Here is a 14423-nt window from a genome sequence, read left to right as displayed (position 1 = left end):
CGGCTCGCGCCGCTCCTACAGGGGGCGGCGGCCGGAGCCGCCGGCGACCTGCTAGAATCGCCGGTTCATCCGCACAACCACACACCCGGACATGATCGAACTCAATCCCGTCCGCCAGCGAATCGCCGACCTCAAGGGCCGGCTGGATTCGCTCAGGGGGTATCTTTGACTACGACGCCAAAGTCGAGCGTCTGGAAGAAGTAAACCGCGAGCTGGAAAGCCCCGACGTCTGGAACGACGCCGAACGGGCGCAGAACCTCGGCCGCGAGCGCGCCGCGCTGGAAAAGGTCGTCAACGGCATCCGCACCCTCACCGAGGGCCTGCTCGGCGGCCTGGAGCTGCTGGAGCTGGCCGAGATGGAGGACGACGAGTCCACCGCGCAGGCCGTGGTCGACGACGTCGACCGCTACGGCAAGGAAGTCGAGAAGCTCGAGTTCCGGCGCATGTTCTCCGGCCAGATGGACAGCGCCTCGGCGTTCGTCGACATCCAGGCCGGCGCCGGCGGCACCGAGGCCCAGGACTGGGCGGAAATCCTGCTGCGCATGTACCTGCGCTGGGCCGAATCGCGCGGCTGGAAGGCCGAGCTGATGGAAGTCAGCGGCGGCGACGTCGCCGGCATCAAGTCGGCCACCTTCCGCGTGGAAGGCGATTTCGCCTACGGTTGGCTCAAGACCGAAACCGGCGTGCACCGCCTGGTGCGCAAGTCGCCGTTCGACTCCGACAACCGCCGCCACACCAGCTTCACCTCGGTGTTCGTGTCGCCGGAAGTCGACGACAAGATCGATATCGAGATCAACCCGGCGGACCTGAAGACCGACGTCTACCGCTCCTCGGGCGCCGGCGGCCAGCACGTCAACAAGACCGAATCGGCGGTGCGCATCACCCACGTCCCCAGCGGGATCGTGGTGGCCTGCCAGACCGAGCGCAGCCAGCACGCCAACCGCGACCGCGCGATGAAGATGCTGGCGGCGAAGTTGTACGAGCTGGAAATCCAGAAGCGCAACGCCGAGCGCGATGCGGTCGAGGCGACCAAGTCCGACATCGGCTGGGGCAGCCAGATCCGCAACTACGTGCTCGACCAGAGCCGGATCAAGGATCTGCGCACCGGCATCGAGCGCAGCGACACCCAGAAGGTGCTCGACGGCGATCTCGACGAGTTCGTCGAGGCCAGCCTCAAAGCCGGCCTCGAGGTCGGCGCCAAACGCACCGACGCGGTCTGAGCCGCGCGGCCGGGGGCGGCCCGACGCCGCCTTCCGGCCCGGTCGTGGGCGCCGCCGCGCGCCTGCGGCCCGCTGCGTCCTCCGGCTTCCCGCGTCCGCTCCGGCCGTTGCGCTGCCCGCGCATTGTTCGTCTGCCTGCCGCCGTCGTTCCCGCGAAAGCGGGAACCCAGGGCTCCATCGCGACGATCCTGCCGTCGGCGATATCCGCGTCCATCCCCGGCCAGACCGCCCAACGCCGCCCCTTCGCGCAAGCGTCGCCGGACTTAAGTAATCTGCCCCCTCACGCAATCCCACCCCCATCGCCAAGACCATGACCGACGAAACCCAGTTGCCGCCCATCGACGAGAACCACCTGATCGCCGAGCGCCGGGCGAAACTCACGGCGCTGCGCGGGGAGGGGATCGCGTTCCCGAACGACTTCCGCCGCGCCGATTACGCCGGCGATCTGCAGGCGCAGTACGCCGATGCCGAGCATTGGACCCAGGAAGCGCTCGACGCGCAGGGCCATCGCGTCGCCATCGCCGGCCGCATCCTGCTCAAGCGCGGGATGGGCAAGGCCAGCTTCGTCCAGATCCAGGACGAATCCGGCCGCATCCAGCTGTTCCTGCAGGCCAACGTGCTCGGCGAGACCTACGACAAGTTCAAGGGCTGGGATGCGGGCGACATCGTCGCCGCCGAAGGCCCGCTGACCCGGACCAAGACCGGCGAGCTGTCGGTCAAGGCCGAATCGCTGCGCCTGCTGACCAAGGCGCTGCGTCCGTTGCCGGACAAGTTCCACGGCTTAGCCGACGTCGAACAACGCTACCGCCAGCGCTACGTCGACCTGATCGTCTCGCCCGATTCGCGCGAGGTGTTCGTCAAGCGCTCCAAGATCATCCGCGCCATCCGCGCCTGGCTCGACGCGCGCCGTTTCCTGGAAGTGGAAACGCCGATGATGCATTACATCCCCGGCGGCGCCGCGGCCAAGCCGTTCACGACCCACCACAACGCGCTCGACCTGCAGCTGTACCTGCGCGTGGCGCCGGAGCTCTACCTCAAGCGCCTGACCGTCGGCGGCCTGGAGCGGGTCTACGAGATCAACCGCAACTTCCGCAACGAGGGCGTGTCGACCCGGCACAACCCCGAATTCACCATGCTCGAGCTGTACGAGGCCTACGCCACCTACACCGAGATCATGGATCTGACCGAGGCGGTGATCCGCGACGCCGCGCAGCAGGTGCTGGGCGTCACCCAGGTCGAGTGGGACGGCAACCTCATCGATCTGGGCCCGGCGTTCCGCCGCTGGTCGATGACCGACGCGGTGCTGGAGCACAACCCGGAGATCAAGCGCGAGGAACTGCGCGACCTGGCCGCCATGCGCGCCCACGCCGCGCGCCTGAAGGTCGCGGTCAAGCCGTCCTACGGCTGGGGCAAGCTGTTGCTGGAGATCTTCGAGAAGACCGTCGAGCACACCCTGATCCAGCCGACCTTCATCACCGACCACCCGGTCGAGGTGAGCCCGCTGGCGCGCGCCAACGACCTGGATCCGGAACTGACCGACCGCTTCGAGCTGTTCGTCGGCGGCAAGGAACTGGCCAACGGCTTCTCCGAGCTCAACGACCCCGAGGACCAGGCCGCGCGCTTCCAGGCCCAGGTGGCGCAGAAGGACGGCGGCGACGACGAGGCGATGCACTTCGACGCCGACTACATCCGCGCGCTCGAAGTCGGCCTGCCGCCGACCGGCGGCCTGGGCATCGGCATCGACCGGCTGGTGATGCTGCTGACCGGCTCGTCCTCGATCCGCGACGTGCTGCTGTTCCCGTACATGCGTCCGGAAGCCGGCGGCTGAGTTCGGATAGTTGAGCCCGGACAGCCGGGCAGGGCGGCCGCACCTGCGGCGGCCGCCGCAACGCGCCGTGGGCGATACCGCCGCCGCGGCGCGCCCGGCGCGGGAGGCCCGCGCTTATCGCAGGCCCTGCGACCGACCGGTCGCACACTACAGGCTCTCGTACACTGAGCCCGCACGGCCCAGAGCGGCCGGCCACAACGTCGTGCATCATCGGCAACGGCCAGCGTGCGCTGGCCGTTGGTTCATGCAGGTTACGTACAAAACGTGATGAACGCCGCGCATTGCGCGCGCGCTTTACGTGAATGCCGGCCGCCTCGGGCGTGCCGGGACTTTCGGCGGCTGCCCCGGCGCGACGCAGCAGAGTATGCTCGCAGGTCGGCAGCCGCAGGGGGCGGCCTCTCTACGGATACCGCTTGAGTGAACGTCGTTATCGTCGATGACCAAGCGTCCGCAAGGACGATGTTGCGCCACATCATCGAGGACATTGCGTCCGAGTTGCAGGTGCACGATTTCGGCGAGCCCGAGGCGGCGCTGGCTTGGTGCGAGAGCCATCAGCCTGACTTGCTGCTGCTCGATTACCGCATGCCCGGCATCGACGGCCTGGAGTTCGCCCGCCGTTTCCGCCGCCTGCCGATGCACCGCGACATTCCGATCATCCTGGTGACCGTGGTCGGCGACGAACCGGTCCGCCAGGCCGCGTTGGAGGCCGGGGTGATCGATTTCCTGGTCAAGCCGGTGCGCCCGCGCGAGCTGCGCGCGCGTTGCCGCAACCTGCTGGCGCTGCGCCAGCAGTCCGAGAACGTCAAGCAGCGCGCGCTGTCGCTGGAGCAGCGGCTGCTGTCGAGCATGCACGAGGTCGAGGAACGCGAGCGCGAAACGCTGTCGCGGCTGGCCCGGGCGATCGAGTTCCGCGACGCCGGCACCAGCGCCTACCTGGAGCGCATGGCCCACATCGCCGGCCTGATCGCCGAGCAGCTGGGCATGTTCGAGGACGAGATCCGGGTCATCGAGATGGCCGCGCCGCTGCACGATATCGGCAAGATCGCCATCCCCGACGCGGTGCTGATGAAGCCCGGCCCGCTGACCGAGGAGGAGACCGCGATCATGCGCCGCCACCCCAAGATCGGCTACGAACTGCTCAGCGGCAGCCAGAACCGCTTCATTCAGGCCGGCGCCCTGATCGCCCTGCGCCATCACGAGCGCTACGACGGCTCGGGCTATCCCGACGGGCTGGTCGGCGAGGAAATCCCGCTGGAAGCGCGTATCGTGGCGGTAGCCGACGTGTTCGACGCGCTGATCTCGCCGCGGCCGTACAAGAAGGCGTGGGACGTGGACGCGGCCCTGGGCTATCTGTACGCCCAGCGCGGCCGTCTGTTCGACCCGCGCTGCGTGGACGCGCTGATCCGCAGCCGCACCCGCCTGGACGAGTTGTGCACCCGGTATTCCACGATACCGAACAGGCCCGGCCTGGAGTAAATCCCCCATGATCCGCCTGCTGAACTGGTTCCGGTCGAGGTTGTCGCAACGCGGCGACAGCGAGCACGGCCAGGCCTTCGTCCGCATCGCCGTGCTGTTCGTGGTGCTGGCCTACATGCTCGCGCGCGGCAGCGGCAGCGGCAGCAGCATGCCGGTCTATCAGTACAACAACGTGCTGCTGATGGTGGTCACCGGCTTCTCGGTCGGGTTGGCGTTGATCGGCTGGATCCTGCTGGCGCCGGGCCGCTCGCACCTGCGCCGGATCATTGGCATGTGCTCGGACTACGGCCTGATGGCCGCAGCGATGATCCACATCGGCGAGCCGCTGGCCTGGGTCTATGTGATCCTGATGTGGGTGACCATCGGCAACGGCCTGCGTTTCGGCACCGGCTATCTGTTCGGCGCGGTCGCGATGGCCTTGGTCAGCTTCGGCTCGGTGATCGTGTTCAACGACTACTGGCGCGCCAACCCGGTGCTGGGCATCGGCCTGGCGCTGGGGCTGGCGGCGATTCCGCTGTATCTGACCGGCCTGCTGCGCGCGCTCACCCGCGCCACCGACGAAGCCAAGCGCGCCAACGAGGCCAAGAGCCGGTTCCTGGCCAACATGAGCCACGAGTTCCGCACCCCGCTCAACGGCCTGGCCGGCATGTCCGAACTGCTGGCGACCACGCGCCTGGATGCCGAGCAGCGCGAATGCGTCAACACCATCCAGGCCTCCACCCGCAGCCTGCTGGCGCTGGTGGAGGACGTGCTCGACATCTCCGCGATCGAAGCCGGCAAGCTCAAGCTGAATCTGGCCGAGTTCTCTCCGCGCGAACTGATCGACGGCATCGGCCTGATCCTGCAGCCGCAGGCCCGGGCCAAGCAGTTGCGCTACGAATCCAGCGTGTCCGCCGACGTGCCGGCGTTGCTGCGCGGCGATGTCGGCCATCTGCGCCAGGTCTTGCTCAACCTCACCGGCAACGCGGTCAAGTTCACCGACCACGGCAGCGTGCGCCTGGAACTGGGCGTGGCCGGGCAGGCCGACGGCGGGGTGCGGCTGCGCTTCACTGTGACCGACACCGGCATCGGCATTCCGATGGCGATGCGCCAGCGCCTGTTCGAAGCCTTCGAGCAGGCCGACGTGAGCCTGGCGCGCCGTTACGGCGGCACCGGCCTGGGCACCACCATCGCCAAGGGCCTGACCGAGGCGATGGGCGGCAGCATCGGGTTCGAAAGCACCGAGCAGCGCGGCAGCCGATTCTGGGTGGAGCTGCCGTTCCAGCGCGTCGCCGTGCTGCCGGAACCGGCGTTGGCCGAGGCCGACGCGGTCGAGGCCACGCCGCGCAACGATCCGGAAAACGTCATCGCCTTTTCCGACCCGTTCCTGCGCCATCGCGCGCGGGTGCGCAGCCTGCAGGTGCTGGTCGCCGACGACCACTCCGCCAACCGCATGGTGTTGCAGCGGCTGTTGCAGAAAGCCGGCCATCGCGCGGTCTGCGTGGAAGGCGGCGAGGAAGTGCTCAACGCGCTGGCGGTGAGCGATTACGACGCGGTGATCGCCGACCTGCACATGCCCGACATCAGCGGCCTGGACTTGCTGAGGGAGCTGCGGGTGATGGAAGCCGGGGCCGGCCGGCGCACGCCGGTGGTGGTGCTCAGCGCCGATGTCACGCCCGATTCGATTCAGGCCTGCCAGCAGGCCGGTGCGCGCGCGTTCCTGGCCAAACCGGTGTCGACCGTGCGCTTGCTCGACATCTTGGCGGACATCGCCGCCAATGCGCGCATCGCCACGGTTCCTGTGGTGCTGCAGCGGCCGGATCCGGCGGCGGGAAGCGCGGGCGCGGACAGCGCGTTCGATCCTTCGGTGCTCGACGAGCTCGGCAGCCTCGGCATGGGCGAGGGCTTCGAGCGCGAATTCATCGCCCAATGTTTGCGCGACGCCAGCGGCTGCATCGTCGCCTTGGCCGACGCGGGCGAGCGCGGCCAATGGGAACGCGTGCGCGAGCACGCCCACGCACTCAAGGGCGTGGCGAGCAACCTGGGGTTGGTCAAATTGGCGACCGTGGCCGGCGAGCTGATGCAGCTGCCGGACTGGCAGGTCGCCGCCGAGTGGCGGACCCGGCAGGGTGCGTTGAACGAGCGGCTGGCCCAGGGCAGGGAAGCGCTCGATGCACGCGAGCGGCAATGCCACGCGCGCGAAGGCGACGAGCGCTCCCCCTGAAACGCCGTCGAGGGGGGCATGGCGGTTACGCGGCCACGGTACGACGCTCCTGCGCCCGCACGATCCGGTCCATCGTCCGCAGCGCCTTGTCGGGCAGCGCCAGCGCGGTGTCCACCCACAGCTCGGTGATCGCCATCAGTTCCTGGTAGCTGGTCGGCTGGGCGATCTGGCGCATCTTGTTCATCGCCAGCTGCGAGTGCGGCGAGCGCTGCTGGCGACGGATCAGGTCGGCCACCGCCGCTTCGCCCTGGCCGCGCGGCACCAGCACGTCGACCACGCCGAGTTGGTGCATTTCCTCGCTGCTCAGCAAGGCCCCTTCCATGATGAGCCGCTCGGCCACGCGCGGGCTGACCCGCTTGCACAGGAACGAGTACGCGCCCATGCCCGGGAACAGATCGAACACCACTTCCGGCAGCCCCATGTCGACGCCTTCCTCGGCCACGATGGTGTGGCACGACAGCGCCAGCTCCAGCCCGCCGCCGAGCGCGTCGCCCTGGATCAGCGCGATGGTGTGCACGTCGCCGCCCAATCCGTCGTGGATGTGGTGCACGCCGTCGACGCAGCGGCGCGCGTAAGCCAGCAGCCGGTCGCGATCCTGGTTGCGGATCAACTGCGAGAACAGCTCCAGGTCGCCGCCCAGGTTGAACGCCGGCGCCGACGAGGCCAGCACGACATGGCGCAGCCGCCCGCTCTCGCGCTGTTCTTCGGGCAAGCTGATCGAGGACAGGAACGCCCACATGTCTTCCATCAATTCGGTGCGGAAGCACGGCCGCACGCCGAGGCCGATGTCCTCGTGCATGTACAGCCAATGCGCCAGGCCGTCCGCGGAGGATTCCAGGCGCAGGGTGGGGTAGGCGCGTACGCGGTGCAGTTTTTCGATAGAGCTCATGGATGCGGTCCTCGGCGATGGCCGCCCGCAAGGCTGGATGCGGTGGGCCGCGAGCGGCGATTTTGGGAGCCCACGCATCGATGCTACACCCCGTTCCCGCAGCAAAAATAAAAGCCCCTCCGGAGAGGGGCTTGCACGGGATCGGGTGCGTCGCGGCGGGTATTTTACCCGCCCACGGCCCTACGCATGCTCACGCGTCTTCACCCCGCCGGCGGCGGGTCGCGCAGCTCGCGGCGCAGGATCTTGCCCACGTTGGTCTTGGGCAGTTCCTTGCGGAATTCGACCAGCTTGGGATGCTTGTAGCCGGTGAGGTTGGCGCGGGCGTGGGCCTTGACGTCCTCGGCGGTCAGCGCCGGATCCTTCTTGACGATCACCACCTTCACCGCCTCGCCGGATTTTTCGTCCGGAACGCCGACCGCGGCCACTTCCAGCACGCCGGGCATCAGCGCGATCACGTCTTCGATTTCGTTCGGGTACACGTTGAAACCCGACACCAGGATCATGTCCTTCTTGCGATCGACGATATAGAAGAAGCCTTGTTCGTCCATCTTGGCCATGTCGCCGGTGTGCAGCCAACCGTCGTCGTCGATGACCTTGGCGGTTTCCTCGGGCTTCTGCCAATAGCCCTTCATCACCTGCGGGCCCATGATGCACAGTTCGCCGACTTCGCCCATCGGCAGGATCTTGCCTTCCTCGTCCTTGACGCAGGCGTCGGTGGAGGAGATCGGAAAGCCGATCGAGCCGTTGTACTCGGCCAGGTCCATCGGATTGATGCACGCCGCCGGCGAGGTTTCGGTGAGGCCATAGGCTTCCACCAAGGTCACGCCGGTGACCTGCTTCCAACGCTCGGCGACCGAGCGCTGCACCGCCATGCCGCCGCCGAGGGTGAGGTGCAGGTGGGAGAAATCGACCTTGTCGAAGCCGGGCGTGTTGAGCAGGCCGTTGAACAGCGTGTTGACGCCGGTGATCGCGGTGAAGCGGTTGTTCTGCAGTTCCTTCACGAACGCCGGCATGTCGCGCGGGTTGGTGATCATGTGGTTGAGGCCGCCGAACTTCATGAACACCAAACCGTTCGCGGTAAGCGCGAAGATGTGGTACAGCGGCAGCGCGGTGATGATGATTTCTTCGCCCATGCGCGCGTTGGTGCCGATCCACGCCGCGGCCTGCTGCATGTTGGCGACCAGGTTGCGGTGGGTGAGCATCGCGCCCTTGGCCACGCCGGTGGTGCCGCCGGTGTATTGCAGGAACGCGATGTCGCCCGGCGCGATGTCGATCTGCGGCAGTTGGTGCATCTGCCCCAGGGTGAGCGCATCGCGGAAGCGCACTGCGCCCGGGATGTCGTAGTCGGGCACCATCTTCTTCACGTACTTCAGCGCGAAGTTCATGATCGGGCCCTTGAGCCCGCCGACCATGTCGCCCAGGCCGGTGGTGACGACCTGCTGCACCTGGGTGCCGGCGACGACCTCCTGCACGGTCTTGCCGAAGTTGTCGAGCACGAACACCACCTTCGCGCCGGAATCCTCGAGCTGGTGCTTGAGTTCGCGCGGGGTGTACATCGGATTGGTGTTGACCACGGTCAGGCCGGCGCGCAGCACGCCGAAGGTCGCGATCGGATACTGCAGGCAGTTGGGCATCATGATCGCGACGCGATCGCCCTTCTTGAGCTTGAGTTCGCCGAGCAGATAAGCGGCGAACTGGGCGCTGAGCCGGTCGATGTCGCCGTAGGTCAGTGTCTTGCCGAAGTTGCGGAAGGCGGGGCGATCGCGGAATTTCTCGATCGCGTTTTCCAGCACCGAAACCACGGAAGGAAATTCCTCCACGTCGATCTGTGCGGGCACGCCTTGCGGATAGTGGGCAAGCCACGGACGGTTCAAACTCATCGCGATCCCCTCTTTAATCGCTCGTCGATTCTGTCCGCTAGCCGCGCAAGTGCGCCGGCGTACGGTGTGTTTTCTCGATTGGAGCATAGGCTCTAGCGGGTGGCAAGGCGGTGCCCGGCGACGTTGCCGCGGGTGCGGCCGACCTGTCAGGATCGAGTGCGCGCGGGCCGGGGCGAACGGTCGTGCGAATCTTGCCCGGCGCCGGTTTCGAGCCCAAACCCGGGGCGAAATCCGAGCATGAATCCGAGGGGAAGCGACGATGTTTGCAGCGATGTTCGGCGGATGGACGGGGCAGGCCGGCGACATGCCCGCGCTTGTGCGAATGCGGCGCCCGGCCGCTGCGGTCGCGGCCCGGCTGCCGGCGTTCGCGTGCTGGGCGGCGGCGCTGTTGCTGTTGGCCGCGTGCGGCGGCGGCACGCCGGAGCAGCGCCTGCGCGCTTCGATGGACGAGTTGCAGACCGCGATCCAGGCGCGCGACGCCAAGGCGGTGCAGGCGCGGCTGGCCGACGACTTCGTCGGCCCGGAAAACCTGGACCGCGACGGTGCGCGGCGGCTGGCGGCGGCGAGCTTCCTGCGCTACCGCGATGTGTGGCTGCAGATCGCCGCGGTGCGCTATGAGGTGCAGGGCGAGCGCGCGACGGTCGTGTTCGAAGCCGCGCTCGGCGGCGGCTCGGGCGCGGCGCTGCCGGACGCGGCGCAACTCTACGAGGTGCGCACCGGCTGGCGCGAACGCGACGGCGAGTGGCGGATGATTTCGGCGGAGTGGAAGCCACGGCTTTGAAGCTAGGAGGTAGTGGTCAGTAGTTAGGAGATAGCAACAGCGATTCGCCGCCTGCTCTAGCTATCTCCTAACTCCTGACCGCTATCTCCTAGGTCGTTACGCTATGCTTACGAGCAACGCAAGGACGACGCCGGCGGGGACCGGTTCGCAATGGATTCTGCACTGACCGCCGAACAGGCGCTCGCGCTGGCGCCCGATGGCGCTTCGGCCAAGGCCGCGACCGGCCTGGCCTCCGACCGCCACTGGGTCGCGCTCGGCGGCGACGCCGAGGCCCTGTGGGGCGAATGCAAAGGCAGCGGCGCCAAGCCTTACCAGGCGCAGGTCGATCTGGCCGCGCTGGTCACCCGCTGTTCCTGCCCCAGCCGTAAATTTCCGTGCAAGCACGCGCTGGCGCTGCTGCTGATGCACGCGCGCGGCGGCATCGCCGCGGCGCCGCGGCCGGCGTGGGTGGAGGAGTGGCTGAACTCGCGCCGCGACCGCGCCGAAAAGAAGGAACAGGCCGCGGTCAAAGCCGCCGCCGCGCAGGCGGCCGACCCCGACGCCGCCGCGGCCGGCGCGGCCAAGCGCGAGGCCGCACGCTGGAAGCGCATCGACCAGGGCACGGCCGAACTGCAGCGCTGGATCGGCGACCAATTGCGTCGCGGCCTGGCCTCGTTCGGCCCGCAGCAGCGCGCCGAGTGGACGGCGATGGCCGCGCGCATGGTCGACGCGCAGGCGCCGGCGCTGTCGACGCAGGTCCTGGCCGCGGCCGATGCGATGGCGAGCGGCGTGGCCGGCGCGCCGGCGGTGCTGGAGCGCTTCGGCCTGATCTGGCTGCTGCGCGAAGCGGTGGCCCGGCGCGAGACGCTGTCGCCGTCGCGCCTGGCCGACGTGCGTACCGCGCTGGGCTGGGTCTACGACAAGGACGATCTGGCCACGCTCGGCGAGAGCGTGAGCGATCGCTGGATCGTCCAGGGCCAGCGCATCGACGAACGCGACGACCGCCTGTTCGAGCGCCGGGTATGGCTGCGCGGACAGGCCAGCGGCCGCGACGCGCTGCTGCACGACTACGCCTACGGCGGCCGCGGCTGGGAACAGCAGTGGCTGGACGGGCGCAGCGTCGAGGCGAACCTGCGCTTCTTCCCCGGCAGCGCGCCGCTGCGCGCGCTGGCGCTGGAGCAGGGCGCGGCGCAGCCGGCGCCGCGCTGGTCGCAGCCGGCGGTGGAAGCGATCGAACGCGCCTCGCTGGCCTTCGCCGCCAATCCGTGGTTGCCGTGGTGGCCGCTGAGCCTGGCCGACGCGGTGCCGGTGCGCGAGCGCGAACGCTGGTGGCTGCACACCGCGGCCGGGCGCCTGCCGCTGGCGCTGGGCGAGGCGGCCGGCTGGAACCTGCTCGCGCACAGCGGCGGGCAGGCCTTGCAGGTGATGGGCGAATGGGACGGGCGCAGTCTGCGGCCGCTGAGCGCTTGGTGCGGCGAAGACACCGCGCAGAACTGGAGTCTGGCGGCATGAGCGGCGCGGGCACGGACAGCGGCGCCGCCGCCGAGTGGATCAAGCCGGCCCTGGTCGGCGTCGACGCAGCGCGCTCGCCGGCGTTTCCGGCGCCGGTCGCCGCGTTGCTGGACGAAGCCGGCGACGACGACGCGCTGGCGCGCTACGCCCGCGGCGCCGCGGCGATGGCCGCCTGCCGTCTGGCCGCGGTGGAGCTGGCGCCGGCCGCTGACGAGCCGCCGCCGGCCGCGCCCGAGGACGCGCGCATGCTCGGCGAAGGCGAACCGTTGGCGGCGGCGCTGCGCACGATTTTCCGCAGCGACAGCGAGCGCTTGCACCACGAAGCCTGCCAGCGTCTGGCCGAACTCGGCCGCGCGCTGCCGGCCGGCGCGTTGGCGTCGGCGCTGGACGCCGGTCGGCAACGCGCGCGCCTGCGCACGGCGCTGCTGCCGGTGCTGGGCGAGCGCGGCCTGTGGCTGGCCCGGCTCAATCCCGACTGGCGCTACGCCGATCGCGGCGGCGCGGCCGTGGAGGAATCGGCCGATCCGTTCGCGCAGGCCGAACAGGTCTGGCAGGAAGGCAGCTTCGAGCAACGCCAGGCGCTGTTCGCGCAGTTGCGCGCGGCCGATCCGGCGCGGGCGCGCGCGCTGTTGCAGGCGCAACTCGGCGAACTGCCGGCGAAAGAGCGCGCCGCGTTCGTCGCCGAACTGGACGCCGGCTTGAGCCTCGACGACGAACCGCTGCTGGCCGGCCTGCTCAAGGACCGCGGCCGCGAGGTGCGCCGCTTCGCCGCCGCGCTGCTGGCGCGCCTGCCGCAGTCGGCGCACGCGCAGCGCCTGCGCGCGTGGCTGGCGCCGCGGGTGAGCCAGGAGCGCGCCTTGCTGGTCAAGCGCTGGGTGGTCGACGCGCCGCAGGCCGCCGACCCCGAGTGGGCATCCGCCGCCATCGACGTCGCCCGGCCGCAGAACGATGCGCTCGGCGAACGCGCGTGGTGGCTGTATCAACTGGTGCGGCAGGTGCCGCTGCGCTGGTGGTGCGAACACACCGGCATGGACGCGGCCGCGCTGCTGGCCTGGGCGGCCAAGAGCGACTGGAAGGAAGCGCTGCATCGCGGCTGGCTCGAGCGCATCCACCGCGACGACGGCGACTGGGCCGCGGCCATGCTCGACGCGCCCGGCCGCGCCTTCCACGGCCATCACGCCGGCTTGCTGGGCCTGCTGCCGCCGGCGCAGCGCGTGCGCCATTGGCCGAGCAGCTTCGAACTGCTGTGCCGCAGCGGCCGCTTCGACGAAGTGGTCGGCTCCTGCGCGCCGGGCCAGTGGTTGCCGCTGGAGTATTCGCGCTTGGTCGGCGCCGGCCTGGAGCAGGCCGGCGAGGCCCTGCGCCAGGACTGGAGCCTGCGCCAGAACGCGCAATCGCTGCTGGAAGTGCTGCACCCGCAGGCGCTGCGCGGCTGGCGCGCGCCGCCGCGCGGGCCCGACGACACCTCGGCCCTGGCCGATTGCCTGGCCGGCCTGGAGCGCACCGCGCACGTGCGCGGCCTGCTGCACGCCTGAGCCGCTTCTTTCGAATCACACCTGTTTACATGGAGTTCCGATGACCGCCGTCCTGCGCCAACACGCCGAAATCCAGTTCGCCGAAGAGCTCGAACAACTGGCCAAGGCCGACGACCGCCAGCGTCCCGCCAACTGGAAGCTGTCGCCGTGGGCGGTGGTGACCTATCTGATCGGCGGCAAGCTCGACAACGGCTTCGAGATCAGCGCCAAGTACATCGGCAACCGCCGGCTGATGGAGATCGCGGTGGCGACCATCGCCACCGACCGCGCGCTGCTGCTGTTCGGCGTGCCGGGCACGGCCAAGTCGTGGGTGTCCGAACACCTCAGCGCGGCGATCAGCGGCGATTCGACCATGCTGATCCAGGGCACCGCCGGCACCAGCGAGGAACAGATCCGCTACGGCTGGAACTACGCGCAGTTGCTGGCGCACGGCCCGAGCGAGAACGCGCTGGTGCCCAGCCCGATGATGAACGCGATGAAGCTCGGCAAGATCGCCCGGGTCGAGGAACTTACTCGTATCCCCGCCGACGTGCAGGACACGCTCATCACCGTGCTGTCGGAGAAGACCCTGCCGGTGCCGGAATTGGGGAGCGAAGTGCAGGCCGCGCGCGGCTTCAGCGTCATCGCCACCGCCAACAACCGCGACAAGGGCGTCAACGAACTGTCCAGCGCGCTCAAGCGCCGCTTCAACACGGTGATCCTGCCGGTGCCGTCGAGCGAGGAAGAGGAAGTCTCGATCGTGGTCAAGCGCGTGCACGAACTCGGCCGCGCCCTGGAGCTGCCGGCCGAGCCGCCGGCGCTGAAGGAAGTGGCGCGGATCGTGCGCATCTTCCGCGAGTTGCGCAACGGCCAGACCGAGGACGGCAAGTCCAAGCTCAAGAGTCCGAGCTCGACGCTCTCCACCGCCGAGGCGATCTCGGTGATCAACAACGGCATGGCCCTGGCCGGCCACTTCGGCGACGGCGTGCTGCGTCCGGCCGACATGGCTGCGGGCATGATCGGCGCGGTGGTCAAGGATCCGGTGCAGGACCAGGTGGTGTGGACGGAGTATCTGGAAACCGTGGTCAAGGAACGCGCCGAGTGGAAGGATCTCTACCGCGCCTTCCGCGAGCAGCTGTGA

10 protein-coding genes are annotated in these 14423 nt (G+C 69.1%); 8 read left to right on the top strand and 2 right to left on the bottom strand.

From position 1 onward, the window contains the following. Positions 1 to 91 precede the first annotated feature (91 nt). The 4 genes from prfB to BLU84_RS15250 all read left to right on the top strand — a co-directional run bounded on the left by prfB (position 92) and on the right by BLU84_RS15250 (position 6727). Positions 92 to 1220, top strand: a protein-coding gene (gene prfB / locus BLU84_RS15265) for a peptide chain release factor 2 (protein ID WP_096378748.1) whose coding sequence is annotated in 2 segments (ribosomal slippage) — positions 92 to 166 and positions 168 to 1220 — 1128 coding nt in all. Because the reading frame shifts where the segments join, the coding sequence is not laid out codon by codon here. Between the two features lie 310 nt (positions 1221 to 1530). Next, positions 1531 to 3048 carry a lysine--tRNA ligase gene (gene lysS / locus BLU84_RS15260; protein WP_074868842.1) on the top strand — a complete coding sequence of 506 codons (1518 nt, stop codon included), beginning with the start codon at positions 1531 to 1533 and terminating at the stop codon, positions 3046 to 3048. 417 nt (positions 3049 to 3465) lie between these two features. Beyond that, positions 3466 to 4524 (top strand): cyclic di-GMP phosphodiesterase response regulator RpfG, encoded by a 1059-nt coding sequence (rpfG, locus tag BLU84_RS15255; RefSeq protein ID WP_074868838.1) that lies wholly within the window; start codon positions 3466 to 3468, stop codon positions 4522 to 4524. Positions 4525 to 4531: 7 nt separating this feature from the next. Further along, entirely contained in the window at positions 4532 to 6727 is a 2196-nt protein-coding gene (locus BLU84_RS15250) for an ATP-binding protein (RefSeq protein ID WP_074868834.1), read from the top strand. 25 nt (positions 6728 to 6752) lie between these two features. Here the strand turns inward: BLU84_RS15250 and BLU84_RS15245 are convergent, their stop codons facing one another. Next, the gene (locus BLU84_RS15245; protein ID WP_074868830.1) at positions 6753 to 7616 is read right to left on the bottom strand and encodes a crotonase/enoyl-CoA hydratase family protein; all 864 of its coding nucleotides are present in this window, start codon (positions 7614 to 7616) and stop codon (positions 6753 to 6755) included. Between the two features lie 200 nt (positions 7617 to 7816). Beyond that, on the bottom strand, positions 7817 to 9496 hold the full coding sequence (locus tag BLU84_RS15240) for a long-chain fatty acid--CoA ligase (protein ID WP_074868826.1): 1680 nt from the start codon (positions 9494 to 9496) through the stop codon (positions 7817 to 7819). Positions 9497 to 9800: 304 nt separating this feature from the next. Between BLU84_RS15240 and BLU84_RS15235 the strand changes: the two genes are divergently transcribed. The 4 genes from BLU84_RS15235 (at position 9801) to BLU84_RS15220 (ending at position 14423) form a co-directional block, all read left to right on the top strand. Next, entirely contained in the window at positions 9801 to 10277 is a 477-nt protein-coding gene (locus tag BLU84_RS15235; protein WP_139175024.1) for a Cif family virulence factor, read from the top strand. Positions 10278 to 10427: 150 nt separating this feature from the next. After that, entirely contained in the window at positions 10428 to 11768 is a 1341-nt protein-coding gene (locus BLU84_RS15230; RefSeq protein WP_074868822.1) for an SWIM zinc finger family protein, read from the top strand. Next, positions 11765 to 13303, top strand: a complete 1539-nt coding sequence (locus BLU84_RS15225; RefSeq protein ID WP_074868819.1) for a DUF5691 domain-containing protein — start codon at positions 11765 to 11767, stop codon at positions 13301 to 13303. Before BLU84_RS15230 ends, BLU84_RS15225 begins: the two co-directional genes overlap by 4 nt. A gap of 40 nt (positions 13304 to 13343) precedes the next feature. Further along, complete coding sequence (locus BLU84_RS15220; RefSeq protein ID WP_074868815.1) at positions 13344 to 14423, top strand: ATP-binding protein; 1080 nt, start codon at positions 13344 to 13346, stop codon at positions 14421 to 14423.

Origin of the sequence: Lysobacter enzymogenes, assembly GCF_900106525.1 — a bacterium.
Taxonomy (GTDB): domain Bacteria; phylum Pseudomonadota; class Gammaproteobacteria; order Xanthomonadales; family Xanthomonadaceae; genus Lysobacter; species Lysobacter enzymogenes.
This window is presented reverse-complemented; position numbering and strand designations above follow the sequence as displayed.

Bases quoted from the DNA above. Each gene is read 5' to 3' on its own strand.
- BLU84_RS15230 (WP_074868822.1), top strand. From the start codon at position 10,428: ATGGATTCTGCACTGACCGCCGAACAGGCGCTCGCGCTGGCGCCCGAT.
- BLU84_RS15240 (WP_074868826.1), bottom strand. From the start codon at position 9,496: ATGAGTTTGAACCGTCCGTGGCTTGCCCACTATCCGCAAGGCGTGCCC.
- lysS (WP_074868842.1), top strand. From the start codon at position 1,531: ATGACCGACGAAACCCAGTTGCCGCCCATCGACGAGAACCACCTGATC.
- BLU84_RS15225 (WP_074868819.1), top strand. From the start codon at position 11,765: ATGAGCGGCGCGGGCACGGACAGCGGCGCCGCCGCCGAGTGGATCAAG.
- BLU84_RS15220 (WP_074868815.1), top strand. From the start codon at position 13,344: ATGACCGCCGTCCTGCGCCAACACGCCGAAATCCAGTTCGCCGAAGAG.
- BLU84_RS15250 (WP_074868834.1), top strand. From the start codon at position 4,532: ATGATCCGCCTGCTGAACTGGTTCCGGTCGAGGTTGTCGCAACGCGGC.
- BLU84_RS15245 (WP_074868830.1), bottom strand. From the start codon at position 7,616: ATGAGCTCTATCGAAAAACTGCACCGCGTACGCGCCTACCCCACCCTG.
- BLU84_RS15235 (WP_139175024.1), top strand. From the start codon at position 9,801: ATGCCCGCGCTTGTGCGAATGCGGCGCCCGGCCGCTGCGGTCGCGGCC.